Genomic DNA, 26639 nt, shown 5'->3' with positions numbered 1-26639 from the left:
GTCGCGTTCCCGGAGTCATCATGTCCCATGCAGTGCTCGGCGGCACGTCGACCGCCCCTTTCAACGCCTGGCGCGCCACGCTGTGCGCCGCCTGCGCAAGTCTCGTCGGTATCGGTTTCGCCCGCTTCGCTTACACCGCGCTGCTGCCCGCGATCATCGGTGCGCACTGGTTCGCGCCGGCGACGGCAGCCTACCTGGGAGCGGCAAATCTCGGCGGCTATCTCGCAGGGGCGCTCGGCGCGCGCGTGCTTGCACGTCATGCCTCGAACATCGCGATCCTGCGTACGATGATGCTGCTCGCAGCGATTGCGTTCTTCGCCTGCGCGTGGCCGATCTCGTTTGCATGGTTTTTCGTCTGGCGGTTTGCGTCGGGCTTCGCCGGGGGCGTGTTGATGGTCATCGCCGCACCGTCCGTGCTCGCTCACGTCGCGCCGTCGCGACGCGGCATTGTGAGCGGCGCGATTTTCGCGGGGCTCGGGTTGGGGATTGCCGCCTCGGGCACGCTCGTGCCGCTGTTGCTCAGGCAAGGGTTGGCACAAACATGGAGCGGTCTGGGCGTATTGTCGCTGCTGCTCACCGCGCTCGCGTGGCGTGGCTGGCCAGCCGGCGCGCCGGCAGCCGCAGCGCCCACGCATGCCCGGCATCGCGTCACGACACCGATCGCACTGCGCTCGCTATACGTCGAATACGCGTTGAACGCCGTGGCGCTCGTGCCGCACATGATCTTCCTCGTGGACTATGTCGCGCGCGGTCTCGGCAAGGGACTCGACGCCGGCGCGAACTTTTGGGTGCTGTACGGACTCGGGGCTATCGTCGGTCCGTTATTCGTCGGCCATCTCGCGGACCGGATAGGCTTTGCCCGTGCGCTGCGTGTCGCTTACGTGACGCAACTCTGTGCGGCGCTCCTGCCCGTACTCGGGCTTGGCCTGCCTGCACTGATCGTCTCCAGCGTGGTCATGGGCGCCTTCACACCGGGCATCGTGCCGCTGGTGCTCGGCCGCGTGAACGAACGCCTTGCGCACCATCCTGCGGCCCAAAAGGGTGCCTGGAGCACCGCTACGACGAGTTTCGCCACATTGCAGGCCGGGGCCGCTTACGGGATGTCGTTCCTGTTCGCGGCGACATCCGGCAACTACGCGCTGCTGTTCATGGTGGGCGGTGCGGCCATGGCGATCGCACTGTGCGTGAACCTCGTCGCTTCGCGCATGGACCGGCCCTGAGCGCACCGCGCAGGGTTCAGCCCCGGCCTGCGTCTTCGCTGTATGACTCGCGGCCTTACTCGCGGCCTTACTCGCGGCCTTACTCGCGGCCTTATTCGCTGCCTTCCTCGACGCAGTACTCGATCCCGTAGCCGCCGTTCGTCTGTCGGATGCTCGCGAATCCGAGCTCGCCCAGATGCATCCCGGCGATCAGCAGCCGGTCTGCACTCACACGGTCGAGCAGACGCGCGCGCGTGTCGGCGGCCACGGACGAGTCCTGATCGAAGGCGATCGATACGTCAGGCCGCTGAATCTGGATGTGAGGAAAATGCACGATATCGCCCCAGACGAGCAGACCCGCGTTGCCCGATGCGGCGGACTCGTTCGATTCGACCAGATAACCCGTATGCCCTTCGGTGTGCCCCGGGAGCGAAACGGCTCGGATGCCGGGCAGCACCTCGCCCTGTGAGAACGGACGGAACGGACGCAGTTTTTCCCGGTAACCGTCAAACGCTGCCCGTGCGATCTGGAAGTTGCCACGTGCGCGCTCGCTCGCCCGGGCGAGATTCGCGTCGTCCTGCCAGAAACGAAGTTCGCGCTGATCCACGACAAGTTCGGCATTCGGAAACGCCACCTCCCCGAGCGGCGTCATCAACCCGCCGACGTGATCGGGATGCGCGTGCGTGAGTAACACGGTGTCGATGGTCTGCGGCGCAATACCGGCGAGCGCCAGATTGGCGCGCAAGTGTCCGCCCCATTGCCGGATACCGCCTGCACCGCTGTCGATGAGTATCGTTCGGCCCGCGCCTTGCAGCACGTAGCAGTTGATATGAATGGCTGCCGGCGTCTGCTCGCCAGCGCTGCGCTGCATGCGATCGGCCTCGGCTGCGTCGATGTTCGACAACAAGTCGAGGCTGGCCGCGAGATAGCCATCGCTGATTGCCGTGACAGTGAAGTCGCCGACCTGCCGCGTGGGAAACTGATGTTCTGACACCTTTCGACTCCTGATGCGTTGCCGCTAGTGACGTGCGTAAATATGTGACGCGTCGTAACCGAAACACCGGATACGCGCCGTGAGACCGACATGTCGGACGATGGCGTGATCCAGCGCCTCCATGAACCGGGCCATGACCTGCGGCGTACGAAACGGCTCGGCCCGATACTGGATTTCCGCGAAGGCGGGACGCCCGTGCCCGTGCCGAACGTCCACGTACACGACGTGGATGTTCTCAAGCGCCGCCCGAAGCACGTCGGTGCACAGCGCGACACACTCGTTCGAAAGCGCATTGAGCGCGGCGGGCGGCGGCATCTGTCCCGCCGGCAGATAGAAGGTGACGTTCGGCATCTCAGGCCTGCGACCGCGCGCTGGTCAGTTGCTCGCCCATCGGGGCGTAGCAGTGAACGCCTTGCGGCGGATGCGCAAACCGGTGGACATCGCGCTCGGGCAGCACCGCCAGCCACCGCTGTTCCGGAGACTTCTCCAACGCCACCGCCCGCATGGCGATGGGCGCCAGCCCCATCTCGACGAGCGGTTCGGGGCCTTCGGAACACAGCGCAAGGCGCTCCGCGGCACGGACTGCCGGGGCGAGGCCAATATCGCCGTAAAGATTCCGATGCCAGTCCGTGATGTGTTGCTGCCACCGGGCGAAGTTGCCGCCGCCCTTGTGGCGATATTCGTCCCCGGTAAGTACCGCCAGTGCGTCGATCGTATGAATGGCCAGGTACTCGGGACACCCTCGCGTGACGGCCCGGAAGCGTTGCGATGTGTAGAAACCCGTCACGGAAATCAGGGCAGGCAGCTTTTCAAGGCTGTAGAAGTCGTTCCATTCGGCTTCGCTCGCAGGATCGGCAAAGCTGCATTCCACGGTGTAGATCATCGGCATTCGTCGCTCTCAATAGATGCGCATTCGCGCTTTCATTGCAGTAACGTAATGCTAATCTTCGGATTTCCGCCTTCATAACGAATAAATGGCACCTCTCAGTGACATTTACTCAAGCTAACACAGACGACACGCGACGCCATGTCCATACGACGCAAGATTCCCAGTCACTCCGCGCTGCTCGCCTTCGAAGCCGCCGCCAGACACGGCAGCTTCGCGCGTGCGGCCGATGAGCTGGCCCGCACCGAGGGGGCCGTGAGTCGGCAAATCGGCCGACTGGAGGCGTTCCTGGGCGTCGTTCTTTTCGAGCGCGTGGGGAACCGGGTGCGGCTATTGCCCAACGGCACGCGCTACGCCGTACAAGTCCGCGAGATTCTGGACCGTCTGGAACGAGACAGTCTCTATCTGATGGGGCAACCCGTCGAGGGCGCGAGCCTCGATATCGCCGCAACGCCAACGTTCGCCACGCGCTGGCTGATCCCGCGCCTGAAGCACTTTCAGGACCGGTATCCGAATATCACGGTGCACATCGCGCAGTGCATGGAACCGTTCCTGCTGGCGGGAAGCGGGTTCGACGCGGCCATTCATTTCGAGCATCCGGCATGGGCGGGCATGCATTTGCATCCGTTGCTGGAAGAAGTCCTGATTCCCGTCTGTAGTCCGTCGCTGTTGGCGCAGGCCGGGGCAAACCCCTCGCTGGACGATCTGCCACGCCTGCATCGACGCCAAAACCCGGACGCCTGGCAGACCTATGCGCAGGCCGTCGGTATCGCCCTGACCAATTCGGCCATCGGGGCGCGGTACGACCTTCACGGCATGCTGATCGAAGCGGCGATAGCCGGACTGGGGGTGGCACTCGTGCCGCGCCTTTACGTGGGCGCAGAACTGGAGGACGGCCGGCTGGTCGCGCCATGGCCGGAAGATACGGCAGTGTCGAAAAACTTCTGCCTCGTACTCCCCGAGCCCATGGCACTAAGTCAAGGGCCGATCCGGGCGTTTGCCGAATGGCTGCTTGGCGAGGCCCACGGGAGTGAAGCGCCTGCGCCCGGAACGTGCTCGCGTGGCGGCGGGCGTCCCGGCGTCATCGCCACGCCGCACTCAGCATGACCCCGCCCGAGACGATCAGCATCGTGTCGAGCAGGCGCTGAAAGACGTTCGGGCGCATGCCTAGCACGAAGCGTTTGCCGAGCATCGTGCCCAACATGAGCGTCATACCGACGATCAGGCCATTGGCCCACGCCTGTGGCGGCAGTGCGCCGAGCCCCGAGAACATCGCGACCTTGGCCACGTAGATGAAAACCGAGCTCGCGGACTCCGCGCCGAGGAACGCGCCGCCCGACAGGCCATACGCCGCGAATGCGGGCACGCTCAGCGGCCCGGTCGACAGTACGATACCGGTCAGAAAACCGATGAAGGCGCCCACGAGTGCCAACTGCCACAACGACAGGCGCCACTGGCGGCGACGCAGGTAGTGGCGTGTCGGCACCATCGCGATGAAGAACACCCCTAGCGCGACATCCACCACGGTCGACGGCAAGCTCCACAAGGTTTTTGCCCCGAGCGCTGCCGCAGGCGCGCCGGGCGCCGAGTAGGCGAGCACCGCACGCCAGTCGATCTCGCGCCACCACGCGAATACCTTGGACAGGTTGCCGACCACCGCTGCGACAGCCATGATCGGCACGGCTTGCTTGGGGCCATACGTATAGACGAGCACGGGCAGCAACATCATCGATGATCCGGTGCCGACCACTCCACTCACCGCGCCCGCCGCCGTCCCCACAATGGCAATCATCACCATGCCCCACGCATGTCCCGCCAGAAGCCCTGCCAGCATCCCGTCCTCATCGAATATCGTTTCGCTCACATCGCATGTCCGCATGTGAACCTCGTCGTGACGATAAAACATGACGTTCGCTCACACCATCGACAAAATCGCCGCCCTTCTGTGATAAAAAGTCACAATAAGTCCGGCCGGGGTCCGGAACGTCGCTTGATATGGGTCGGGAATGTCGCGTCAATTGCCACCGTTACATGCCCTGCGGATTTTCGAAACCGCAGCACGTGCCGAGAGCCTGAGCGCTGCGGCGCAGGAGTTGTCGATTACCCACGGGGCCGTCAGCCGTCAGATTGCGCTGCTGGAGGACTGGCTCGGGCAAACGTTGTTCGTTCGCCAGGGGCAGCGCAATGTCGCGACGGATCACGCGCGTGCCTTCGCCGCCGAGATCAGCGCCGCGTTCGATCTCATCGGCGACGCCGCGCTGCGCTTCGGCAAAGCGCCCCAGACGCGCGTGGTGCGTGTCAATGCGCAAACCACGCTCGCCATGCACTGGCTGATGGCGCGCCTTCCCGGTTTTCACGCGGCGCATCCTGACGTGCAAGTCGTCGTCACCACGTCGAGCAGCGCCGACCCGGCGTTTCGCGGGGGATTCGATGTGGCGATCCGGCGGGATCCGCCGCCACGCCCGGCGTGGGAGCCCTACGACAAGCAAACGCTATTCACCGAGCGCGCGAGCGTCGTAGCCGCCCCGTCGCTGCTGGCCACCCTGCCCGTGAGGCGCTTGAGGGACATCGCGAAACACACGTTCGTTGCAACGCAAACGCGTGTCGGCGACTGGGAAACCTGGTTGGCAGCCGCCGGCGTGAGCGCGTTGCGCCCGGTGCGGTTCCATCGCTTTGATCACTATCACGTGAGTCTGCAAGCGGTGGTCGACGGACTGGGGCTGGGCATCGGCTGCACGCCCACCCTCGATCGCGAACTGGCTGCCGGGCGCCTCGTCATGCCCTTCCCCGAGATTCAGACAGACGGCGCGACCTACGTCACGCTCGTGCCGCGCGACGCCGACAAATCGAAACCGTTACGGGATTTTCTGACGTGGGTCCACGAAGCTGCGCAGGAGCCTCGGTCGAAGATTACGCGCCCGGACGCACGCTCCACTTCCCGGGCGACACGCCGAACGCGCGACGGAAGTGCCGCGTAAAGTGCGACAGATCGTTGAAGCCTTGCGCGAGTGCCACGTCCGTGGCGGACATACCGGCACGCAGCGCCGGTAGCGCACGCGACAAACGCAATTGATTTCGCCACGCGTGGGGGGCCATCCCCGTCTCCCGGGAAAACAATCGCGCCGCGTGAAATGGCGAGAGATCGACGGCTTCGGCCAGCGTCGTGAGCGACAACGATTCCGTGAGATCGGCCGATAACCTCGCCTTCATCGTCTCGACACGTACCGCATCGCGATGCATCGTTGTATGCGGCATATGCGCCTTCGCGTGCCGCACTAGCATCATCGACACGGCCTCGATCAATACGCTTTCAGCCAGCAAGGGATCCGCGCCGATCTGAAGCAGGCGATGCGCTTCGAGCAGGCATTGCATGGCCTGTGTGTCGTAGATGACGTCTTCGCCGAACCACGGCATGGCGTCGTCGGCAGCCGTGGCGTCGACTGCGGCCGTGGTGGCCGTAGCCTCGGACATGCCCGCCAGGGGATTCGTCAACTGCCGCTGCACCCCCTGGACGAATCCGACCGGCAGATAGAACACGCGATAACGCCAGCCGAAATCGGTCTCCCGCGCCCCGGTATGGACTTCGCCGGGATGGATGATGGCAATCGATCCCGCATACGCCACATGTTCTCTGCCGCGATAAGCGTAACGTTCCGCCCCGGCCACGATGCACGCGAACGTATACGCATCGTGCCAATGCGGCGCAAAGGTATGGTCGTTGTATTCGGCCGTGAGCATATCGCCGCCCGGTACGAGCGACGAGCGCCAGTACAACGGGGCGTTGCGAAACGGCTGAAATGGCAGGAGGGGTTGGAACACGGCATCCATGCCCGCTACTTTACACCGGGCGACGCACCACCGCCCGGGGGCTGGTGCGTCACGTGCATCGGCGCGCGCCGCAGGCAGGGTCGATCAGCGTGTCGCCACGACGAAGAGCCTGGGGAATGGCAGCAGGACGGTGCCGTCCGCCAATGCCGGATAAGCCTTCGCTACTTCCTCGGTGTATCGGTCAAGGAAGGCGTGGCGCGAGGCGTCGTCGAGCCGGGCAAGGAACGGGCGCAGCGCGCTGCCCTTGAACCATTCGACCACTGCCGGGGCGCCGCCTGCGAGTGGGTGGTAATAGGTGGTGCGCCAGATGTCGACACGCGAGCAAAGCGCACGAAGCATCGGAAAATAAAACGAGGCGCCGTGACGCGCGGTGCGCTCGGCCCCTTTGAGTTTGCCTGCCCAGCGCGGGTCGGCCGCGACCTCGCGCATCAGACGATGCGCAGGCTCGTCGAGATTGTCCGGTGTCTGCACCGCGAGGGAACCACCGGGCGCCAAACATTCGATCAGACGCGGGTACAGCGTTTCGTGGTCGGGCAGCCACTGCAGGACCGCGTTCGCCAGAATCACGTCGAACGGTCCGTCGTTCCATGTGCCGATATCGGCAATGTCGGCCACGTCGAAGTGAAACTGCGGCAAACGCTTGCGTGCCGCGTCGACCATATCCTGCGAGCTGTCCAGGCCATGCACTTCGGCCTGCGCATAGCGCTCGGCAAGCACTTCGGTCGAATTGCCGGGGCCGCAGCCGATATCGACGACACGCGCGACGGCGCGGCCGGGAAACTCGGGAATGGCGGCGACGAGATCGCGCACGGGACGTGTGCGCTCGTCTTCGAACTTGACGTACTGCGATGCCTGCCACGCCGGATTTGCCGGCGCGCTAATAGTGTTTGAGGTGTTCGAGGTGACAGCGGGCTGGTTCTTCGACATGAATCCACTCCATCGGGGGCTGGGCACGAGCAGCCGTCACGATATCAGTTCGCGGCCTGCAACGCCTCCACGAAAACTCGCAGATGCGACGGCTCAGCGTCGGTAATCGCCCAGTAGGTCATTCCATTGCGTCGCCAACGCGCAATCGCGTAGCCGTCCGCCCCCGTGATCGTCGGGGCGGCGGACGCCTTGTCGCGCGCGGGGAACACGTAAAGATCGATGGGATGCTGGTCGGTGCGATAGACGAGCACGGCCACCGTGCGCCCGCCGACGTAGTCAAGACGCCCTCCTGCCAACGCAAAGCCCTTGTCCGCGAGGTCGACGACCGGCGGCGCGTAATCGAGACGCCCGTTGAACCACGGTTTGACCGTGTGCCGGTCGGTCGAAACGACGTCGAGCGGATGCTGCGACAACAGCGCGCGAACGTGACTGGACACGATTTCCTGCGGTTGCAGGCCGGTCGGCGCCTGAGCCTCGGGAGCGGACGCTGGCGCCGGAGGACGTCCGACGAGCAACGCCATCGCTACCGCAAGTCCGCCAAGGATCGCGCCGCCCGCACCGCCGAACAACCACGGCGCGAGGCTTGGCCCCCATGCGGCGTCAGTGGGCTGTGCGGGCCGTACGTTCCCTGTGGGCTGTCCGGGCTGTACGGCCCCGGGGGGCGGCGTCTCGCGCTGCGGCGCTGTGTTCGACGATGACGTCGACGCTGCCTGATCCGCCATTCGCCCCGCCTTGACGAGCTCGTCCCGAAGGCGCACTCGCAGCGCGTGCGGCGGTTTGTGGTGTAGCGAACCATCGCGCAACATCTTGCCCAACGTCGTGTCGCCGCTTGATGTCGTCGATGGTGTCGATGGTGTCGATGGCTTGTCTTTCGCGTCGTCGGGCTTATTCATCGTGTGCTCCCCCAGAGGTGCCGTCCAGCGGCAGACGTGCAAGACGAGTGACCTGGGCGGATGCCGATGACGGTGCAGCCACCGATTTGTCGCGCGCCGCCAGCACGGCGGTCGCGAGCATTTGGCGGGCGCGCGCCAGTCGCGACATGACGGTGCCCGCCGGCACGCCGACGATCGTCTCGATCTCCCGGTAGCTCATATCCTCCATCTCCCGCAGGACCAGCACCTCGCGGTACAGCACGGGCAACGTGGCAAGGGCGTCGCGCACCAACGCACATTCGTCTCGACGCAATGCGAGCATCTCGGGGTCCCCCGATAAGGCATCGTCCCAGCCCGGCAACCTCACGTCGTCGTGCGCACGCTGCGCGGCTTCGTCGAACGGGGTGCCGTCCGCGGCGTCGGAGCGCCGCCGCCATTCCGTGAGCCACGTGTTGCGCACGATCGCGAGCAGCCACGCGCGTGCGTTCTCGCCCCGAAAGCCGTCAAAGAAGCGCAATGCCCGCAGATAGGCTTCCTGCACAATGTCATCGGCGTCGCTCGCGCTGCCCGATAGCCAGCGCGCGAGGTTGTACGCCGCGTCGAGGTGCGGCAAGGCCAGTGCTTCGAAGCGTCCTGACGCCTGAGCGTCCGGCTTGTCTGCGTCGGTCACCGGGATCTCCCGTATGCAGGCTGCTGCACCCGCGTGAGTGGAACTGTCGGCACGGGGCCGTCAATGTGGCTGACAGCTACGCAACGCCAGTAGGCCCATTGAATCACATCTGTCGGCTCACGTTCGCGTCGGCGGTCCGTTATTTCACGACAATCACACCCGTCATGTGGGGATGCACGGCACAGAAGTACGGATAAGTCCCCGGCTTGTCGAACGTGAATGCGAAGGTAGCGTCGGTATCGAGCGCACCCGAAGCAAATGTGCGAGGCGTGGACGAACTGGTCACGGTGTGCGGCTCGTCGTCCCGATTGGTCCACGTCACCCGGGTCCCCGCCTTGACGGTGAGTGTGGCTGGCGCAAACGTGAAGTTCTCGATATGAACGGTCGGCGTGGCCTCGGCCGCGCTCACCGGCCACGGCGAGGCGGACGTCAGCACGCTCGATAGGGTGATGGCGAGACTACCCAACCACACGCGATGTCGCGCCGCATGCGTACGCAAATGAGGGGATTTCATCACGCACCTCCCGGATCACGAAGCCAATGTGGCATCGCCGAGCGATGGCGCGCCGTCGAGCGAAGTGAAATCGACGCGCCGAATGCCTAGGGTTCGGCCCAGTTGCGAGGCCTCGACCTTGAGTGGCCCCGGCCCCGGTCCGACGCCTGGTGCCGGTTGCGGAAAGGCCGTCGACATGGCGGTTTGCAGCCGCACGCTGCCCTCCACCTTTTGCAGCACCTGATGGATATGGCCGTTGAGCACCGTAACCGACCCGAACGGACGCAACAGCGCGAGCGCACGGTCGCCATCGTCCGTCCCCCAGCCCCACGCGGGATAGACGGACCAGAGCGGCATGTGGGCGAACACCACGAGCGGCGTGCTGTGGGTGCGGCCCTTGAGGTCGGCGGCGAGCCATTCGAGTTGCGTGTCACCGAGGTAGCCCATGCCGCCGGCCTTGAGGTTCAGCACGTTCACGAGGGCGATGAAATGCACCCCCTGCTGATCGAAGCTGTACCAGCCGGCGCCACGGTTCTCGGGGGAAACGCCCGATAAGCGAGCAGAGGCGCGAGCGGAGACGCGAGCCGAGAAGCGAGAGAAGAAAGCGCGACCGTCGTCGCCAATGACATCGTGCTCGCCCGGCACGTAATGCGTCTCCAGGCCCGCACCGTTCACGATCTGTTGCGCGATGTCGAACTCTTCCGGGCGCGAGAGATGACTGACGTCACCCGTGTGCAGCATGAATGCAGGGCGCTGCGCGGCGCTGCGAATGCGCTCGATCGCCGCTTGCAGCGTGGCGGCCGGGTCCGGGTTCGGCGCCTTGTTGAAACCGATGTGGCTGTCGCTGATCTGCACGAAGGACAGCGTGTTGCCGGAGAACCCGGCGATCGCGCTCGAGCCCGGCTGAGCGGCGGATGCCTGAGCGCCGCCGAGCGACACGCCGCGCGGCACCCCGCCATCGAGGGTCCACAGGATGCCGGCGCCCGCCCATGCCAGACACGTCATCGCCCTGCGGCGCGACATCAAGGGCGACATCAAGGGCGACATTGAGGGCGACATCGGGGGCGTGGTGCCCTCGCCAAGCGCTGCGCTGTCCTCTCGTTGTGCTCGACGGCTCATGGTTCACCTCCACACGGGGCGCGGCCCGTTCGTCCCCATGACGAAGTCTGGCGCGCCGTTATCCGTAATACCGGTGGAGGGACCGTTTTATTCCCGACAGACTCAAAGCGGCGAGTAGATCCAGCGCGCCGGCGTCGGATTGGCGCTCGCGTGAGCGTGGCTGTCTGCGTGCGCTGATCCGCTCACATGCCACGACGGCACGGCATGAAGGACATTAAGGACGCTCTGGCAGCCATTGCCGCTGAATGTCGTTGCGTCGGACCGAGGATTCACGCCGCCCTTGCCCAGCAGCGGTGTCGGGTCCACCGGTACGCCTTTACGACGCAATTCGAAATGCAGGTGCGGCCCCGTCGCCATCCCCGACTGTCCGACGGCGCCAATGGTCTGTCCGGTAATGACGGCATTGCCCACGCGCAAATCACGCGCCAGCGACGATAGATGCGCGTAGACGGTCTCGCTGTCGTAACGGTGGGATATCACGACGTACCGCCCGAAACCGCGTCGCTCGTTGCCAATATGTTTCACCTTGCCGTCGGCGGCGGCGACGACCGGCGTGCCGGTGGGGGCAGCGAAGTCGATGCCATTGTGGCTGTGCGACACGCGACGGATCGGATGACGACGATGCCCAAAGTTCGACGTCATCCGCGCGTTGACCACGGGCATGATGAAAGTCTTCGCGGCGTGCGACATCTGCGGGTTCACGAGCGGCGCAAACAGGCGCGAGCGCCCCATGGCGCTCGACACAGGTGTCGGTGCAATCGTCGAGATCGTGCCGCAGACGGACTGGCGCAGAGCGACGGGTGCAGTCGTTACGGAAGGCAACGCGTGGGCGAACGCGGACGCGACTGTCAATCGCGGATGTGCGTGCAGCGGATCGCCAGCGGCCGCCAGCGCAGGCATCGGGGTGGAAAGTGCAAACAAGACCCACACGGCACGAGCACGCGTGCGCTGCCCTTGCTGGCCCCGTACACCACCATCCGACGCGGTGCAACGGCGCGCCGCAAAAGCAGAAGAGGAAAACATGGCTCGATAGACGAAATCGGAAACGACGCAGTCTACGGGCCACGCGAGCACTATTTTGTGGGAAAAGCCCTAAACAGCACGCAAACAGCGGCCAAAATTCCCCATTTTGGGACTTCGCCCGTTAAAGGGAACACGGCCGTCGCGATGCGATGGTTCATGCGCTCGCTCATGCGTTCACACATGCGGACATCGGCATCAGGAAAGGCGTCGGCGTGGTACCCATGCGCCGTCGTCGTACCTCGTCGCTACGCACCTGCTGGAGCGGCCGTCACCCGATCTCGCAGCAGGCGCCGCGCTGCCGGCGCGCTCACATGTCGATGCAGCGCGCCGCCAAGCAGCGTGCAGACGATCAGCACCGGCACGTAGACGAGGAACGTCCAGCGCATGTCACCGTTGGCAACCGCCAGATACGCCGGTGTGACCGCGAGCACGACGAACATGTGACTGAGATAGATTTCGTAACTCCACCGCCCCATTTGCGTGAGCCAGCGAAGACCGCGCGGCACGACACGTGTCGAGCCGTGGGCGGCAGCGAGCCAGAGCGCCGCGCTCACGCAGAGCAACGACATGACGTGATCGTGCATGAGGGGCCACAACACGTCACCATAGAAAACGACGGCGAGCAGACCCGCGACACCCAGCCCGGCAAGCGCCCGGGCGACCTGGCGCGGCAGCGTCACGCGCTGCATGGCGAGTGCCGTCAGCACGCCCCAGGCGATGGCGGCCATGCCGGGCAGATAGGCCTTCTCCTGCCAGATTTCGTTGCCCTGCAACGCTGAGCGTGTCCACGGCAGCGAGAGCGCAAGCGCCATGAGCGCCAGCACACGCCACGGTCCGCGCAGCAACAGGCAAAACACGGGGAACACGAGATAGAAGCACTCTTCGATGGACAGCGACCAGAGCACGTCCCATCCCCCCGGCAACCAGTTCGTGCGACCTTCGTACCAGTTCAGGGTCATGGTGAGGGCCGAGGCCAACGCGCCGGCCACCGATTGCCCCGGCTTGTCGATGACGAAGCTCGGCACGCCCAGCAGATGCATGACGCACAGTACAGCGAGCAAGGGCAGCAGCAAGGGGAAGATGCGAGCGGCACGCAGCGTGTAGAAGTGGCGCCAGCGCATTGCGTCGAGCGAGCCATACCGCGCCAGCGACCGACGCGTAATCACGAAGCCCGAGATCACGAAAAACACGAACACCGCTTCGTAACCGTTGAAGCTGATGCCCTTGATAACGCGGGTCGGCAATACGTCGCCCAGCAGGCTGGGGCCGAGCGGCAGTCGAAACTTCAGCGCGAGGTGATGAACCACCACGAACAGGATGGACAGGCCGCGCAAGAGGTCGATACCGTCGTTGCGCGAACCCGGCCGCGTCGCGTTCGGAACGGGCATGGGGGACGTGGCGGACGTGGGGGAGGTCCGGGACGTCCGGAAAAAAGCCATGGAAACTCCGGGAGTGGTGTGCGGGGGGTCACACCGCAGATATCGTACTACGGTCACCGCTCGGAGACACCCCATCGAATTCGACGGGGGTCGAGCGTGCACAGCGCGCCACTCACCGCGCGCCGAACGAATGGACAGCGCCGTTGTGCGACGCCCCAGGGTTCGCGCCGTCCCATGGCAATTTGATGACGCCATGACGGCACGCGTAAGATAGCGCTTTCGCCCGGAGCCTTCTGCTCCCGGGCCGTCTTCTGGTAGTCATGTCTAACTTCTGGATCACCATTACCGACTTCGGCAGTGCGGCCGTCACGGTGCCGCTGGCCATCGCCCTCACCCTTTGGCTGGTCTGCGCGCGCGCATGGCACACGGCGCTGGTCTGGGTCGCACTGTTCGGCGCCGGCTCATTCGTCGTGGCCGTCTCCAAGGTCATGTTCCTCGGCTGGGGACTCGGCGTGCGCGAGATCGACTTCACAGGCGTGAGCGGCCACACGATGTTCGCCGCCACCATCTACCCGGTCATGGCGTGGTTGCTGCTGCGCAAGCTTGCATGGCCTTGGCGCGCGCTCGGCGTGCTGGCCGCTGCGGCCGGGAGTGTCGCGGTCGGCGTCTCGCGCATCGCGTTGTCTGCGCACTCGGTCTCGGAGTCGGTCGCGGGGTGTCTGGTGGGCTTCTCGGTCTGGGCCGCATTTGCGTGGTTCACGCGAGGCGACGATACCCCGAATCTCAAGACGCTGCCCATGGCCGCCAGCCTGTTCGCCCTCATGATCTGGCTGCACGGCGAGAGCGTACCGACGCAACGCTGGATCACCGACATTGCACTCGTAATGTCGGGCCGGGAACAGCCGTTCAAACGCTACAGCTGGTTGGCGCGCAAGTCCGCGCCGGTGCCCTCCGCCCCCGCCCTACCGTCGCCGGTCGGCGCCCCTTCGTCCGTGCGGTGAGGCCCCGGCGGCGCGTGGCGATGACCTGTCGGCCCGCGCGCGCAACTTGTCGGAGATCAGAGTAGTCATACGTGGCGTGCGTTATATTCACCGAGACATTCACCGAAACGCCGACACATGTCGTGCGACTGAACGGAGTTCGCCATGCCTGCTCGCAGTGACAAGACGTCCCGGTCCACAAAATCGCCATCGGTGAAAGGCAACGCGGCGACGTCGCCCGCATCACCACGCCCGGCATCGCCTTCGCCTGATCCCGGCCTCCCCGCACCGCCGACATCGCTCGCCGATCACCTGGATCGCGCGGCCATGGCAACGACCGCACGCTTCACCGGCAATGTTTCCCCGGCTGCCGTCGCACTCGCGTGGACCGACTGGGCGATGCACGCCGCAACGGCACCGGGCCATCAGTTGAACGTTTGGAAGGCGTTTGCGGCCATCGACAGGCCGAACGCAGTTCAAGCGCCGCACGCCGCAAATGCCGCAAAAGCGATCGCATCGCACGAGGTGGACCGACGCTTCCGAGATCCGTCCTGGGATCGATTGCCGTTCGCGTGGCTGCGTGAACGATTCCTTCGCGCGCAGGATTTCGTCGACGAAATGACCGGGGACATTCCCGGCGTCGATCCGCATCACCGCGATGTCGTGCGTTTCATGGCCCGACAATGGCTCGACGTGTTCTCGCCAAGCAACCAATGGTGGGCGAACCCCGAAGTGCTCGCCGCAATTCGCGAAACGCAGGGGCAGAATCTCGTCAAAGGTGCCGAGCGCTGGTGGTCCGACGCGCGGGATATGGCAAGCGGCAGCGCGCCGGGCGCTGGCCCGGAAGCCTGCAAAGCGTTTCGCGTGGGGCATGAGATTGCTGCCACACCGGGCAAGGTCGTGTACCGCAATGCCTACTTCGAGTTGCTGCAATACGCGCCGGAGCAAGCCCAGACATGGCGGGAACCCGTGCTCATCGTGCCGTCCTGGCTGTTGAAGTACTACATTCTGGATCTCGAAGCGCAGCACTCGCTGGTGCGCTATCTGGTCGCACAAGGCCATAACGTCTTCATGATGTCGTGGCACAACCCCGGCCCGGAGGCCCGCGACCGGGGGCTCGAAGACTATCTGGAATCCGGTCTGCTCACCGCGTTGCGCGAGGTCCGGCGGTTGACCGGCAATGCGCCGGTGCACGCCTGCGGCTACTGCCTGGGCGGTACGCTGCTCGCTATCGGGGCCGCGACGCTGGCCCGTCAGGACAGCGAGCGCCCTGCGCGCAGTCGCGACAAGGGAGATGCCAATGCGCTCGCCAGCGTCACGCTGCTCGCGGCGCAGACGGATTTCAGCGAACCCGGAGAACTCGGCCTTTTCATCGACGCCAGTCAGGTCGCCTATCTGGAGGCGATGATGTGGCGGCAGGGGTTTATCAGTGGCGAGCAACTCGCGGGCACCTTCCAACTGCTCAATTCGCGCGATCTGATCTGGTCGCGGCTCATGCGCGACTATCTGCTTGGCACGCCGGCCCAGACCACCGACTTTACCGTCTGGAATGCCGATACGACGCGCATTCCCGCGCGGCTGCACAGCGAATGCCTGCGAGCGCTGTATCTCGACAACGCCCTGGCGACGGGTTCACTGCACGTGGGTGGGCAACCGGTCGCGCTGTCGGATATCCGGGTGCCGATGTTTGTCGTGGCGACCGAACGCGATCACATCTCGCCCTGGCGTTCCGTCTACAAGATGCATCTGCTCTATCACGCAGATCTGACGTTCGCACTCGTGTCGGGCGGCCACAATGTGGGCGTGGTCTGCGAGCCCGGGCATGCGCGTAGCCATCATCGGGTGGCCACACGCGCGGCAGGCGCCGCTTACCGCGATCCGCAGACGTGGTTCGACACCACGCCTGCCATGCAGAGCTCCTGGTGGCCCGCGTGGCAGGCGTGGCTACTGGCGCAAGGTAGCGGCAAGTCCGTCACCGCCGCCTGGCCACCGGCAAAGGCGCTCGACGACGCGCCCGGCACTTACGTGCTTGAGCGCTGAGCATGCCCGCCGCGCTTCGGCGGCACGCGGCCGTTGAGCGGCGATTGCTGCGAGACGGCAGCCTCCGTGGCCTGCGCCGCTTCGCTCGACATGCGGCGCCAAGCATCCATCGTGCCCTGCGTCGCATCGTTGAACGCCTGGAACCACTTCTGCAGCGGCGCCTCGGCCGCCTGCGTGGCGGCCCCCGCCGCCGTCCCGGCGCCGATCAGGTCGGGCAAGGTCATCGCGCCGGCCATGCCATGCTGCAACTCTTCCGTCGTCTTGCGGCAGTGCTCGGCCCAGAGCAATTGATTGTTCGCGCATACGGCCAGCCACTCGCGCCAGAACTCGTTTTGCTGCGCAAGTTGGCCATTGAGCAATTGGAGATGTGCGGTGAGCAGTCCATTGAAGTCCTTGGCGCCGCCAAGCGACTGTGCCGCCTGCGAATGGGCTTTGAGCAGGGCTTCGTCGCGTTCGACTTGCAGTTGATGCGTGCGTTGCGCGGCCTCCAGCAGAATCCCGTAAGCACCGAGCGCACTGGCTGTGCCGAGTTTGACCAACGCCAATGCCGGATTCGTTTCCTTTGACATCATGAATCTCCTAAGTAAGTAGTTAGCTGCGTCGCTACGCGTTACTCCATGTGCATGCCGCCATTGATGGCGAGGTTGCTGCCCGTGATGAACCCTGCGTCGTCGGAGACGAGGAAGGCGACAAGCGCCGCCACTTCGTCGGGCCGACCGAGACGTCCCACCGGGATCTGCGGAAGAATGCGCGATTCGAGCACTTCCTGCGGCACGGCAGTCACCATCTTGGTCGCGAGATAGCCCGGCGAGATGGTATTGACGGTCACGCCCGACTTGGCAACTTCGAGCGCGAGCGCCTTGGTGAACCCGTGCATGCCTGCCTTCGCCGCGGCGTAGTTAGCTTGTCCGAAGGCACCGCGGCTGCCGTTGACCGATGAGATATTGACGATGCGTCCCCAGCCGCGGGCGACCATGCCGCCAAAAATCGGCCGGGTCATGTTGAAAACGCTGTCCAGATTCGTGCGCAATACCGACTGCCAGTCCTCGGCCGTCATCTTGCGCAAGGTGGCGTCGCGCGTAATTCCCGCATTGTTGATGAGAATATCCACCGGACCGAAATCCGATTCGATGGCTTTCGCACAAGCCGCGCACGACGCAAAGTCGGCAACGTCGACACGATAGGCGGCGAATTCCCGGCCCGTGGCGCGCATGCGCTCGACCCAGCCCTCGCAGTCGCGATTGTTGGGGGAGCAGGTGACCGCGACGCGGTACCCGGCATCGGCAAGACGCAGGCTGATCGCCTCGCCCAAACCGCCCATGCCGCCTGTGACCAATGCTGTTCGTGTTGTCATGGCTATCCGTCTCTGGTTAACGTCTGTCGTTAAACTTCGGATACATCCAGCATAGTCGTGAACGACCGACTCGCTGTGGCAATCGACATCCCCGCATGTCACTGGCTCGACTTCGTTTGACTTCGATCAAGCCTTAGCGCCGACGCTACCCTGTCTGCACCAAAAAATGCCGCCGCCGGCATCGCTGCTCCGTGCCGCTCGCGTTGTGAAATGCCGGGTGTCTTCGCTACGATGTCGCCAGTCGTTGCAACTGGCCCGAGTGCGACTCGACGCGCATGACAACGTTCCTCGGTTGTGACAATTTGTCCCGGTGACAGCCTTCGCGACAGACGCGTCGGCACACGGACCTTACATGGTGCATTGCATGCAATATGACGATGTGCCGACACTGAATTCGCGTTCACGCCCGATGGCGCTTGCTAGGCATCGTACTCCAAATTAATTTGTTGGTAAGTCGTTCGCGACACGTCTACAACAATCCAATGACCCACCCCCTATCGATAGTCACAGGGGTGCGCAGACAACGTGTCAACGCCCGTTGCAGGGCGTGGGCAATCCATATATCATCGCCCGTAGATTTATTTCGGATCGTCGCATTGCCGCCATGACGCTCACGCGTGCGGGCACCGGCGATCTAGCCGTCAGCATCGTCAAATTCGTCGTAATCGGTTGTTTTTCCTACTGAATCCCTCACTTTGTGGGTCACGAGCGCATGATGTCCTTACTGCCCGATACCGCTCCTCGACGCCGGCTCGTGCTGGCCGTCGCCACCACCGCCATCGCTGCGGCCACGCTTGCCGCCTGCTCGCGCAAGGCGCCCCCGGAGCCGCCCCCGCGTCCGGTAGTGGCCGTTGCTGCGAAGCTCGCGGAGCAAACGCCCATTGCCTCGCTTCCCGGGCAGATCGAGGCGCGTTACACCACACCGCTGTCGTTCCGCGTCGCCGGCAAGATCGTCGATCGGTCGGTGCGTCTGGGCGACGCCGTGAAGGCCGGTCAGGTCGTTGCCCGACTCGATCCCGCCGACCTGTCGAAGAGCGCCGCGAGCGCGCGTGCGCAGCTCGACGCCGCACAGCACCAGCTCGAATACGCGACGCAAACGGTCACCCGTGATCGTGCGCAGGCGCGTGAAAACCTGATCGCGCCGGCACAACTGGAACAATCCGAGAATGCCTACGCGAGCGCGTTGGCGCAGCGCAATCAGGCCAGCCAGCAGGCCGCCCTCGCCGGCGATCAACTGAGCTACGGCAATCTGAAAGCGGATCGCGACGGGGTCATCACCGCCGAGCAGGCCGATACCGGACAAAACGTCAGTGCCGGTCAACCGGTGTACCAGTTGGCATGGACGGGCGATGTCGACGTGATCGCCGACGTGCCCGAAGTCGCGCTCGGCGCGTTCCGAATCGGACAGACGGCGACCGTCTCCTTGCCCGCTTTGCCGGGCAAGACATGGCAGGCCCGCGTGCGCGAGATCGCCCCGGCGGCCGACCCGCTGAGCCGCACCTATCGCGCCAAGCTCTCGCTGCTCTCGCCGGGCCCGGAAGTGAAGCTCGGAATGACGGCCAACGTGGCCTTCGCGCAGCCGTTGCCCGTGGTGGCCGCACCTGACGCCGCGTCCGGGCCCACGGCGGCGTCGGGCGCGCAAGCGTCGCAACCTCAGCAATCCCAGCCCCAGCAACCGATCACGCTGCCCTCCACCGCACTCTTCCACGATGGCAACCAGCCCGCCGTGTGGGTCGTCAAGGCGGACGACACGCTCGTGCTGCGACGCGTGGCCATCGTTCGCTACGGCGAGCGCACCGTCACGGTCGCAGGCGGCATTCAGCCCGGCGAGCGCATCGTCTGGCAAGGCGTGCACACGGTGACTGCCGGCGAGAAAGTTCGTGTCATTGCGCCCCTGCATCCTGAGGACTTCGCGTCATGAGCATGGAAGACGGCAAGCCCCCCGTATCTGCGGCGTCCCACGAGCCACCCGCCGCCGACCCGCAGGACTACCGCCACGAAGAGGGCCGTTTCAACCTCTCGGCATGGGCGTTGCGACATCGCGCGCTGGTGGTCTTCCTGATCGCAATGGCCACGATTTTCGGCATTCTGGCTTATTCGCGTCTTGCCCAGTCCGAAGATCCGCCATTCACATTCCGCGTGATGGTGATCCGCACGTTCTGGCCCGGCGCGACCGCCCGGCAGGTGCAGGAACAGGTCACCGACCGTATCGCCCGCAAGCTTCAGGAGATGCCCAACATCGACTTCCAGCGCAGCTATTCGCGCCCGGGCGAGTCGCTGCTGTTCTTCTCGATGAAGGACTCGGCCCCTGCGAGCGAGGTGCCCGAAGAGTGGTATCAGGTGCGCAAAAAGGTCGGCGACATCGCCGTCACGCTGCCCCCCGGCGTGCAGGGCCCGTTCTTCAACGACGAGTTCGGCGACGTCTATACGCACATCTTCACCCTGGAAGGCGATGGCTTCGGCCCGGCCCAGCTACGCGACTACGCGGACGCCCTGCGCACCGTGCTGCTGCGCGTGCCGGGCGTTGCGAAGGTCGACTACTTCGGCGATCAGGACCAGCGTATCTACGTCGAGATCAGCAACACGCAACTCACCCGGCTGGGGATCTCGCCCAACCAGATCGCCATGGCCGTCAGCGGGCAGAACGCGGTGTCGCCTGCGGGCACCATCGAAGCGCCCAACGATCGTGTCGTCGTGCGTCCGAGCGGCCAGTACCGCAATGTCGACGAACTGGCCGACACGCTCATTCGCGTGAACAACCGCACGTTCCGTCTGGGCGACATTGCGACGATCAAGCGCGGGTATGTCGATCCGCCGGTCTCCGAGATGCGCTTCGGCGGCAAGCCGGTGCTGGGCATCGGCATCACCATGCAGAAGGGGCAGGACGTCGTCCATCTGGGCAAGGCGCTGGAGAGCACCATGGGCAACCTGCGTGCACAGTTGCCCGCCGGGTTGAAGCTCACCGAGGTTGCGAGCATGTCGCAGTCGGTGTCGCATTCGGTCGACGACTTCCTCGAAGCCGTGGCCGAAGCCGTGGCGATCGTGCTGATCGTGAGCCTGGTCTCGCTCGGATTCCGCACCGGCATGGTCGTGGTGATTTCCATTCCGGTCGTGCTCGCCGTCACGTCGCTGTTCATGTACATCTTCGACATCGGCCTGCACAAGGTGTCGCTCGGCACGCTGATTCTCGCGCTGGGCCTGCTCGTGGACGATGCGATCATCGCCGTCGAAATGATGGCCGTGAAGCTCGCGCAAGGCTGGAATCGCAAGCGTGCCGCCGCCTTTGCCTATACGAGCACCGCATTTCCGATGCTCACCGGCACGCTGGTGACCGTGTCCGGCTTCCTGCCGATTGCGCTCGCGAAATCGAGCACCGGCGAGTACACGCGTTCGATCTTCGAGGTCTCGGCCATCGCCCTGCTCGCGTCGTGGCTCGCTGCGGTCGTGCTGATACCGCTGCTCGGTTACAAGATGCTGCCGGAGCGCGCGCGCGAGGCACATCACGCCGACGACCACGAGCACGAGGTCTATGACACGAAGTTCTACAACCGCCTGCGTGGCTGGCTGACGTGGTGCATCGAGCGCAAGATCATCGTGCTCGCCATCACTGTGGTGCTGTTCCTGATTGCGATGGCGGGCTTCTCGCTCGTGCCGCAGCAATTCTTCCCGAGCTCCGATCGCCCCGAGTTGATGGTGGATCTGCGCCTGCAGGAAGGTGCGTCGTATCAGGCCACGCTGCGTGAGACCGAGCGTCTGGAGAAGCTGCTCGAAGGCCGCAAGGAGATCGATCACACGGTGAGCTTCGTCGGCACGGGCGCCCCCCGCTTCTACTTGCCGCTCGACCAGCAATTGCCCACGCCCAACTTTGCCCAGCTCGTGATTACCGCCAAATCGGTGGAAGAACGCGAAGCGCTCGCACAGTGGCTGGAGCCGAAACTTCGCGAGGCGATGCCGGGCGTGCGCACGCGCTTGTCGCGTCTGGAGAACGGACCGCCAGTCGGATTCCCGGTGCAGTTCCGCGTGAGCGGCGACGATATCGGCACGGTGCGCAAGATCTCCGAGCAAGTGGCGGATGTCATGCGCAGCAACGGCGACACCGTCGACGTCCAGTTCGACTGGGACGAACCCTCGCAGCGCTCCGTACGCTTCGAAGTCGACCAGCAGAAGGCGCGGGCCCTGGGCGTGAGCTCTTCGGACATCGCGAATTTCATCGCCATGACACTCACCGGCTACGACATCAGCCAGTACCGCGAGCGCGACAAGCTGATCGCCATTACGCTGCGCTCGCCCAAGGCAGAGCGTGTCGACCCGGCGAAGCTCGCCACGCTCGCCATGCCGACGCCGAACGGTCCCGTGCCGCTCGCCACGCTCGGCCGGGTGGTCGACGAACTGGAGTACGGCGTGATCTGGGAGCGTGACCGTCAGCCGACGATCACCGTGCGCTCGGACGTGCGCGCCGGCAAGCAAGGTATCGACGTGACCGAAGCCGTCTTCAAACAACTCGGCGACATTCGCAAGGCGCTGCCGGTCGGCTATCGCATCGAGATCGGCGGGTCGGTCGAAGAGTCGGGCAAGGGACAGGCGTCGATCAACGCGCAGATGCCCATCATGATCATTGCCGTGCTCACGCTGCTGATGATTCAGTTGCAGAGCTTCGCGCGGACCATGCTGGTCGTGCTGACCGCGCCGCTGGGCATGATCGGCGTGGTCGCCACGCTACTGCTGTTCGGTAAACCGTTCGGCTTCGTCGCCATGCTCGGCGTGATCGCCATGTTCGGCATCATCATGCGCAACTCGGTGATCCTGGTCGACCAGATCGAACAGGACGTTGCCGCCGGCCACCCGCGCTTCGACGCCATCGTCAGCGCCACGGTGCGACGTTTCCGCCCGATTACGCTGACGGCGGCGGCCGCTGTGCTCGCGCTGATCCCGCTGTTGCGCAGCAACTTTTTCGGTCCGATGGCGACGGCGCTCATGGGCGGTATCACCAGCGCGACTATCCTGACTGTATTTTTCCTGCCGGCGCTGTATGCCACGGCGTTCCGCGTGCGTCACGACGAACGTGCCTCGCATGCGCAGCGTCCGTCCGCGCCCAGCCCGCAAGGAGACCGCTCATGACTTTGCGCTTCCCTTTGCGCTCATCCTCGCGCCTGCCCTCGCGCGCCCCGGTGCGTCCCGTGACCGATGATGTCCGGGGTCGCTGGAACATCCCGACAGTCCGGCAGGCCGTGCTGCTGCCAATTCTGCCGATCTTGCCGCTCTGGCTCGGCGCCTGCTCGTTCACCCCGGGCGACACGCCGCCTGCCATGCCTGCGCCGGCGCACTACGGGGTGAACGCCACGCCCACGCAGACGGTCACCGCGCAAGGCGCCTCGCAGCGCTTCGACGTCGGCGCACCGCCGGTGAAGGCCTGGTGGCAAGCGTATCGCTCGGACAAACTCAACGCGCTCGTCGAGGAGGGCCTGCGCAACAGCCCCAACCTGTCATCTGCCGATCACTCGCTCCAGGCGGCGCGCGAGCAGTTGAAGGCGCAGATCGGCTCGTCGTTGTTCCCCTCGATCGACATCGGCGGCGAAGCGGCGCGCGAGCGAAATCTCGGCATCCCGAATCTGCGCCCGCCGACCGCGCTGTACAACATGTTCGTCGGTCAGATTCAGGCGCGCTACACCTTCGACTTCTTCGGCGCGTCGCGTTTTGCCAATGCGTCGCTCGCCGCGCAGGTCGATCAGCAGGCGTTCCAGCTGACGTCGGCGCGTCAGGCGCTCGCGGCAAATATCGTGTCCGGCGCGATCGGCGCATCGGTGCTGGGCGCTCAGGTCAAGGCGACCGAACGCCTCGTCGAACTCGCTCAGGCGGACGCCACCGACATGGCGCGCCGCGAAGCGCTCGGTGCCGTCTCGCGTGCCGATGCGCTGGCGTCGGCGCAGAACGCCGAGTCGCTCGCGGCGTCCCTGCCCGGCCTGCGGGCCCAGTGGCAATCCACGCGTCATGCGCTGGCCGTGCTGCTCGGTCGCACGCCGGACCAGGCGCCGGACGATCTGGCGCTGGGCGAACTCAAGGTGCCCGACACGGTGCCGGTGGTGGTGCCGTCGACGCTGCTGCAATCGCGCCCGGACGTGCAGGCCGCCGAGATGGCGCTCAAGGCGGCGTCAGCGGAAGTCGGCGTGGCAACGGCGCAGATGTTCCCCAGCCTGTCCCTGAGTGCATCGATGGGCAAAGGCGGGTTCAACTGGGCGACGGTCATGTCCAACGCCGGTTCCCTATGGAGCGTGGCGGCGTCGATTTCGCAGCCAATCTTCCACGGCGGCGCATTGCTCGCGCAGCGTCGTGCGGCACAGGCAACTTACGAGGCCGCCGTCGACCAGTACAAGCAAACGGTGCTCACCGCGTTCAAGAACGTGGCGGACACATTGGCGTCGCTCGAAGCCGACAATACGTCGTTGCTGCACGCGGACAACGCCAGCGCAGCGGCCGAGCAGATCTACCGCGATACGGCGGCCCGGGTAAGGCTCGGCGCCTTGCCGGTGTCATCGGCGCGCATGCGGGAGCAGCAGTACTGGAACGCCTATCTGACGACAGTGCGTGCAACCGGCGCCCGTTTGTCGGATACTGCGCTACTGTTTTACGCAATGGGGGTGCCGCCCGAGCCGGTTGCCGATGGGGCAATGCCGGACACCGGGGCGGCAGCCAGCGCAACGGCCCCGGCCGATTCCAGGTCGCCCCCGTCGCAAGACGTAGCCCGACGATGACCGCCACACCCACCACCCGGGGCCGACGCCCCAAACACCTGCCCGATGGCCGCGCCGCCCTGCTCGAAGCGGCCATCGACGCTTTCTCGCGCCTCGGATACGACGGCGCCAATCTGCGCGGCATCGCCGCGGCGGCGAAAGTCGATGCGAGCCTCGTGCGCGTGCACTTCGGCTCGAAGGAGCAACTCTGGCGCGCGTGCGTCGATTCGCTCGAAGCCGCGCTCGCGGCCCCAGTCGCCATGCTCAAGGCGACCGCAGACGACACGACGCGTCCCGTGCGAGACCGCCTGCGCGACGCCATCGCGCTCATTGCGGCCTACGCCGCGCAGCATCCCGAACACAAGTGTTTCATTTCGCTGCATGCCACGGAGACGGGCGAGCGAGGCGCGGTGCTTTACCGCCACCTGCTCGAGCCCGTCTACCAATGCATGGAGAAACTCATCGTCGAGGGCATGGCCGCGGGCGTGATCCGGGCCGAGCATCCCGCGATGTACTTCTGTGTGCTGGCGCACGCACTGCATCCGCCGCCCGGCTCGCCCGTGCTGATGCAGGTGATTGCACCTGAAGTCGGCGGCGAGGCCTTCGGGCCCGCCCTGCTCCGGCAGATCGAGATGGTGTTCTTCACCCCGGCGCACACCGAGCGCTGAGGAGCGCTGAGCCGGCGCCGATCCTGAAGGGACGGCACTGTTGCGAATCGGCCAAACACGCCAAACCACGGCGCGCAAACGCCATCCGGCGGTATCCGGGACGCCGCCGGCGTGCCGATGCATTACACTGACGGCCAAATTCGTTGCGCTGTCAGCGCGCGTGCATTGCGATTTCCTTCCACCCATTGCGCTTCCTTCGTTTTCATCCTCATGTCCGAAGCTACCTCCACCACCGTCATTCTCGGTGCCGGCCAGGCCGGCGGCGAGACCGCACTCGCCCTGCGCCAGCTCGGCTACACGGGCCGCATCGTACTCGCCGGCAGCGAAACGCATCTGCCGTATCGCCGCCCCCCACTCTCCAAGGCATTCCTCGCCGGTCAGGCCGACGAGGCCAGCCTGCTGATCCGTCCGGCCGACGCCTGGGAGAAGGCAGAGATCGACGTGCGCCTGGGCGTCACCGCAACGGCCATCGACCGCGCGGCACGCACCGTTTCGTTCGACGACGGACGAACGCAACACTACGATCATCTCGTGCTCGCCCTGGGCGGCCGTGTGCGGCCCTTGCCGATTCCCGGTGGCGATGCCCCCAACGTCTACTACCTGCGCAATATCGCCGACGCGCAACGTCTTCGCGAAGCGCTTGCACCGGGCAAACGCGTTGTGGTCGTCGGTGGCGGTTACATCGGACTGGAAGTCGCGGCAAGTGCCGTCAAGGCCGGGGCATCGGTGACGGTGCTCGAAGCGGCGCCGCGTCTGCTCGCGCGTGTGGCCGAAGCGGATCTCGCAGGCTTCTTCGCCACACTGCACCGTGAGAACGGAGTGGACGTTCAGGTGGGTGTGGGTGTCACTGCGCTTGAGCAGGGCGCCGAGGGTCGGGTGGTTGGCGTGGTGGCGGGCGAGAAGCGTCTGGACGCGGATGTCGTGGTCGTGGGTATCGGTTTGATTCCGAACGCCGAACTCGCGCAGGCCGCCGGGCTCGCGGTCGACAACGGCATCGTAGTGGACGAATTCGCGCGCACCAGCGACCCCGCCATTCTGGCCGTGGGCGATTGCGCCCATCACGTTCACCCGGCGCTGGGCCGTCGCATTCGTCTGGAGTCGGTGCCCAGCGCCAGCGAAATGGCCAAGGTGGCCGCCAGCGTGATCCACGGCGATGCGCCGAAGGCCGTCGCTACCGCGCCGTGGTTCTGGTCGGATCAGTTCAACGCCAAGCTGCAAATGGTCGGCATGACCGACGGGCACGACGCCGTGGTCGAGCGCCGTCTGCCCGACGCGCAGGGGGCCGCCGTGTTCATGCTCTTCTATCTGCGCGAAGGCGCCGTCGTGGCCGCGGCGAGCATCAATCGCGCCCAGGAATTCCTCGCCGCGCGCGAGCTCGTGGGCCGTCGGGCCGTGGTGGATCCGGCGCGTCTGGCTGACGCCGCCACACCGCTCAAGACACTGCTCACCGAGGTGACGGGCTGACGCGCACGTTGTCAG

Annotated in this window: 24 protein-coding genes; 10 read left to right on the top strand and 14 right to left on the bottom strand. The window is 65.3% G+C overall.

All coding sequences use genetic code 11. From position 1 onward, the window contains the following. Nucleotides 1–20: 20 nt before the first annotated feature. Nucleotides 21–1220: a YbfB/YjiJ family MFS transporter gene (locus tag PCA31118_RS03435; RefSeq protein WP_150622946.1), complete on the top strand. Its 1200-nt coding sequence runs from the start codon at nucleotides 21–23 to the stop codon at nucleotides 1218–1220. A gap of 91 nt (nucleotides 1221–1311) precedes the next feature. Here PCA31118_RS03435 and PCA31118_RS03430 read toward each other — a convergent pair whose 3' ends face one another. Genes PCA31118_RS03430 through PCA31118_RS03420 form a run of 3 tightly spaced genes read right to left on the bottom strand, consistent with a single transcriptional unit; the run spans nucleotide 1312 to nucleotide 3076 of the window. Beyond that, the gene (locus tag PCA31118_RS03430; RefSeq protein ID WP_150622944.1) at nucleotides 1312–2193 is read right to left on the bottom strand and encodes an MBL fold metallo-hydrolase; all 882 of its coding nucleotides are present in this window, start codon (nucleotides 2191–2193) and stop codon (nucleotides 1312–1314) included. A gap of 24 nt (nucleotides 2194–2217) precedes the next feature. Further along, nucleotides 2218–2544, bottom strand: a complete 327-nt coding sequence (locus PCA31118_RS03425; RefSeq protein WP_150622943.1) for a hypothetical protein — start codon at nucleotides 2542–2544, stop codon at nucleotides 2218–2220. A 1-nt stretch (nucleotide 2545) separates the two neighbouring features. Then, nucleotides 2546–3076, bottom strand: coding sequence for a sugar ABC transporter (locus tag PCA31118_RS03420; RefSeq protein ID WP_150623705.1), 531 nt, complete (start codon nucleotides 3074–3076; stop codon nucleotides 2546–2548). A 150-nt stretch (nucleotides 3077–3226) separates the two neighbouring features. On the opposite strand from PCA31118_RS03420, the gene PCA31118_RS03415 reads away from it, so the two are divergent. After that, complete coding sequence (locus tag PCA31118_RS03415) at nucleotides 3227–4186, top strand: LysR substrate-binding domain-containing protein (protein WP_150623703.1); 960 nt, start codon at nucleotides 3227–3229, stop codon at nucleotides 4184–4186. Here the strand turns inward: PCA31118_RS03415 and PCA31118_RS03410 are convergent. After that, entirely contained in the window at nucleotides 4161–4877 is a 717-nt protein-coding gene (locus PCA31118_RS03410; protein ID WP_150623701.1) for a sulfite exporter TauE/SafE family protein, read from the bottom strand. The two genes, PCA31118_RS03415 and PCA31118_RS03410, sit on opposite strands and share 26 nt — an antisense overlap. Before the next feature lie 208 nt (nucleotides 4878–5085). On the opposite strand from PCA31118_RS03410, the gene PCA31118_RS03405 reads away from it, so the two are divergent. Continuing rightward, nucleotides 5086–6057 carry a LysR substrate-binding domain-containing protein gene (locus tag PCA31118_RS03405; protein ID WP_150622941.1) on the top strand — a complete coding sequence of 324 codons (972 nt, stop codon included), beginning with the start codon at nucleotides 5086–5088 and terminating at the stop codon, nucleotides 6055–6057. Here the strand turns inward: PCA31118_RS03405 and PCA31118_RS03400 are convergent. The 8 genes from PCA31118_RS03400 to PCA31118_RS03365 form a co-directional block, all read right to left on the bottom strand. Then, a complete protein-coding gene (locus tag PCA31118_RS03400; protein WP_246190028.1) occupies nucleotides 5990–6898 on the bottom strand; it encodes a helix-turn-helix transcriptional regulator in 909 nt (302 codons plus the stop codon). The genes PCA31118_RS03405 and PCA31118_RS03400 overlap by 68 nt on opposite strands. Nucleotides 6899–6991: 93 nt before the next feature. After that, nucleotides 6992–7834 carry a trans-aconitate 2-methyltransferase gene (gene tam / locus PCA31118_RS03395; protein WP_150622937.1) on the bottom strand — a complete coding sequence of 281 codons (843 nt, stop codon included), beginning with the start codon at nucleotides 7832–7834 and terminating at the stop codon, nucleotides 6992–6994. 44 nt (nucleotides 7835–7878) lie between these two features. Then, nucleotides 7879–8727: an anti-sigma factor family protein gene (locus PCA31118_RS26940; RefSeq protein ID WP_174990315.1), complete on the bottom strand. Its 849-nt coding sequence runs from the start codon at nucleotides 8725–8727 to the stop codon at nucleotides 7879–7881. Beyond that, entirely contained in the window at nucleotides 8720–9376 is a 657-nt protein-coding gene (locus tag PCA31118_RS03385; protein WP_150622936.1) for an RNA polymerase sigma factor, read from the bottom strand. Before PCA31118_RS03385 ends, PCA31118_RS26940 begins: the two co-directional genes overlap by 8 nt. Before the next feature lie 139 nt (nucleotides 9377–9515). Further along, nucleotides 9516–9890, bottom strand: a complete 375-nt coding sequence (locus PCA31118_RS03380) for a cupredoxin domain-containing protein (protein WP_150622934.1) — start codon at nucleotides 9888–9890, stop codon at nucleotides 9516–9518. Between the two features lie 15 nt (nucleotides 9891–9905). After that, nucleotides 9906–10916, bottom strand: coding sequence for a metallophosphoesterase family protein (locus tag PCA31118_RS03375; protein WP_217431242.1), 1011 nt, complete (start codon nucleotides 10914–10916; stop codon nucleotides 9906–9908). A gap of 174 nt (nucleotides 10917–11090) precedes the next feature. Continuing rightward, on the bottom strand, nucleotides 11091–11909 hold the full coding sequence (locus tag PCA31118_RS03370) for a M23 family metallopeptidase (RefSeq protein ID WP_174990314.1): 819 nt from the start codon (nucleotides 11907–11909) through the stop codon (nucleotides 11091–11093). Nucleotides 11910–12256: 347 nt separating this feature from the next. After that, nucleotides 12257–13450, bottom strand: a complete 1194-nt coding sequence (locus PCA31118_RS03365) for an acyltransferase family protein (protein WP_217431233.1) — start codon at nucleotides 13448–13450, stop codon at nucleotides 12257–12259. Between the two features lie 260 nt (nucleotides 13451–13710). Here PCA31118_RS03365 and PCA31118_RS03360 point away from each other — a divergent pair, with 260 nt between their 5' ends. Continuing rightward, nucleotides 13711–14391, top strand: coding sequence for a phosphatase PAP2 family protein (locus PCA31118_RS03360; RefSeq protein ID WP_150622930.1), 681 nt, complete (start codon nucleotides 13711–13713; stop codon nucleotides 14389–14391). Nucleotides 14392–14535: 144 nt separating this feature from the next. Then, nucleotides 14536–16410: a PHA/PHB synthase family protein gene (locus tag PCA31118_RS03355; RefSeq protein ID WP_150622928.1), complete on the top strand. Its 1875-nt coding sequence runs from the start codon at nucleotides 14536–14538 to the stop codon at nucleotides 16408–16410. Here the strand turns inward: PCA31118_RS03355 and PCA31118_RS03350 are convergent. Both PCA31118_RS03350 and phbB read right to left on the bottom strand, forming a co-directional pair. Then, nucleotides 16392–16982, bottom strand: coding sequence for a hypothetical protein (locus PCA31118_RS03350; protein WP_150622926.1), 591 nt, complete (start codon nucleotides 16980–16982; stop codon nucleotides 16392–16394). The two genes, PCA31118_RS03355 and PCA31118_RS03350, sit on opposite strands and share 19 nt — an antisense overlap. 38 nt (nucleotides 16983–17020) lie before the next feature. Beyond that, nucleotides 17021–17764 (bottom strand): acetoacetyl-CoA reductase, encoded by a 744-nt coding sequence (gene phbB / locus PCA31118_RS03345; protein WP_150622924.1) that lies wholly within the window; start codon nucleotides 17762–17764, stop codon nucleotides 17021–17023. 715 nt (nucleotides 17765–18479) lie between these two features. Between phbB and PCA31118_RS03340 the strand changes: the two genes are divergently transcribed. From PCA31118_RS03340 to PCA31118_RS03320, 5 genes are all read left to right on the top strand, one after another. Next, on the top strand, nucleotides 18480–19685 hold the full coding sequence (locus tag PCA31118_RS03340) for an efflux RND transporter periplasmic adaptor subunit (protein WP_150623696.1): 1206 nt from the start codon (nucleotides 18480–18482) through the stop codon (nucleotides 19683–19685). 2 nt (nucleotides 19686–19687) lie between these two features. Next, nucleotides 19688–22882 (top strand): efflux RND transporter permease subunit, encoded by a 3195-nt coding sequence (locus tag PCA31118_RS03335; RefSeq protein WP_425495321.1) that lies wholly within the window; start codon nucleotides 19688–19690, stop codon nucleotides 22880–22882. After that, nucleotides 22879–24513: an efflux transporter outer membrane subunit gene (locus PCA31118_RS03330; protein ID WP_150622922.1), complete on the top strand. Its 1635-nt coding sequence runs from the start codon at nucleotides 22879–22881 to the stop codon at nucleotides 24511–24513. The genes PCA31118_RS03335 and PCA31118_RS03330 overlap by 4 nt, the downstream gene beginning before the upstream one ends. Further along, complete coding sequence (locus PCA31118_RS03325) at nucleotides 24510–25160, top strand: TetR/AcrR family transcriptional regulator (protein WP_150622920.1); 651 nt, start codon at nucleotides 24510–24512, stop codon at nucleotides 25158–25160. Before PCA31118_RS03330 ends, PCA31118_RS03325 begins: the two co-directional genes overlap by 4 nt. Nucleotides 25161–25370: 210 nt before the next feature. Continuing rightward, nucleotides 25371–26624: an NAD(P)/FAD-dependent oxidoreductase gene (locus PCA31118_RS03320; RefSeq protein WP_150622918.1), complete on the top strand. Its 1254-nt coding sequence runs from the start codon at nucleotides 25371–25373 to the stop codon at nucleotides 26622–26624. Nucleotides 26625–26639: the final 15 nt, after the last annotated feature.

Origin of the sequence: Pandoraea captiosa, from assembly GCF_902459775.1 — a bacterium.
Lineage (GTDB): Bacteria > Pseudomonadota > Gammaproteobacteria > Burkholderiales > Burkholderiaceae > Pandoraea > Pandoraea captiosa.
Note: the sequence above shows the minus strand (reverse complement) of the source record. Positions and strands in the feature narration are given on the sequence as shown.

Bases quoted from the DNA above. Each gene is read 5' to 3' on its own strand.
- PCA31118_RS03435 (WP_150622946.1), top strand. From the start codon at position 21: ATGTCCCATGCAGTGCTCGGCGGCACGTCGACCGCCCCTTTCAACGCC.
- PCA31118_RS03425 (WP_150622943.1), bottom strand. From the start codon at position 2,544: ATGCCGAACGTCACCTTCTATCTGCCGGCGGGACAGATGCCGCCGCCC.
- PCA31118_RS03420 (WP_150623705.1), bottom strand. From the start codon at position 3,076: ATGATCTACACCGTGGAATGCAGCTTTGCCGATCCTGCGAGCGAAGCC.
- PCA31118_RS03410 (WP_150623701.1), bottom strand. From the start codon at position 4,877: ATGGTGATGATTGCCATTGTGGGGACGGCGGCGGGCGCGGTGAGTGGA.
- PCA31118_RS03405 (WP_150622941.1), top strand. From the start codon at position 5,086: ATGTCGCGTCAATTGCCACCGTTACATGCCCTGCGGATTTTCGAAACC.
- tam (WP_150622937.1), bottom strand. From the start codon at position 7,834: ATGTCGAAGAACCAGCCCGCTGTCACCTCGAACACCTCAAACACTATT.
- PCA31118_RS26940 (WP_174990315.1), bottom strand. From the start codon at position 8,727: ATGAATAAGCCCGACGACGCGAAAGACAAGCCATCGACACCATCGACA.
- PCA31118_RS03380 (WP_150622934.1), bottom strand. From the start codon at position 9,890: ATGAAATCCCCTCATTTGCGTACGCATGCGGCGCGACATCGCGTGTGG.
- PCA31118_RS03375 (WP_217431242.1), bottom strand. From the start codon at position 10,916: ATGTCGCCCTTGATGTCGCCCTTGATGTCGCGCCGCAGGGCGATGACG.
- PCA31118_RS03365 (WP_217431233.1), bottom strand. From the start codon at position 13,450: ATGGCTTTTTTCCGGACGTCCCGGACCTCCCCCACGTCCGCCACGTCC.
- PCA31118_RS03360 (WP_150622930.1), top strand. From the start codon at position 13,711: ATGTCTAACTTCTGGATCACCATTACCGACTTCGGCAGTGCGGCCGTC.
- PCA31118_RS03355 (WP_150622928.1), top strand. From the start codon at position 14,536: ATGCCTGCTCGCAGTGACAAGACGTCCCGGTCCACAAAATCGCCATCG.
- PCA31118_RS03350 (WP_150622926.1), bottom strand. From the start codon at position 16,982: ATGATGTCAAAGGAAACGAATCCGGCATTGGCGTTGGTCAAACTCGGC.
- phbB (WP_150622924.1), bottom strand. From the start codon at position 17,764: ATGACAACACGAACAGCATTGGTCACAGGCGGCATGGGCGGTTTGGGC.
- PCA31118_RS03340 (WP_150623696.1), top strand. From the start codon at position 18,480: ATGTCCTTACTGCCCGATACCGCTCCTCGACGCCGGCTCGTGCTGGCC.
- PCA31118_RS03335 (WP_425495321.1), top strand. From the start codon at position 19,688: ATGGAAGACGGCAAGCCCCCCGTATCTGCGGCGTCCCACGAGCCACCC.
- PCA31118_RS03330 (WP_150622922.1), top strand. From the start codon at position 22,879: ATGACTTTGCGCTTCCCTTTGCGCTCATCCTCGCGCCTGCCCTCGCGC.
- PCA31118_RS03325 (WP_150622920.1), top strand. From the start codon at position 24,510: ATGACCGCCACACCCACCACCCGGGGCCGACGCCCCAAACACCTGCCC.
- PCA31118_RS03320 (WP_150622918.1), top strand. From the start codon at position 25,371: ATGTCCGAAGCTACCTCCACCACCGTCATTCTCGGTGCCGGCCAGGCC.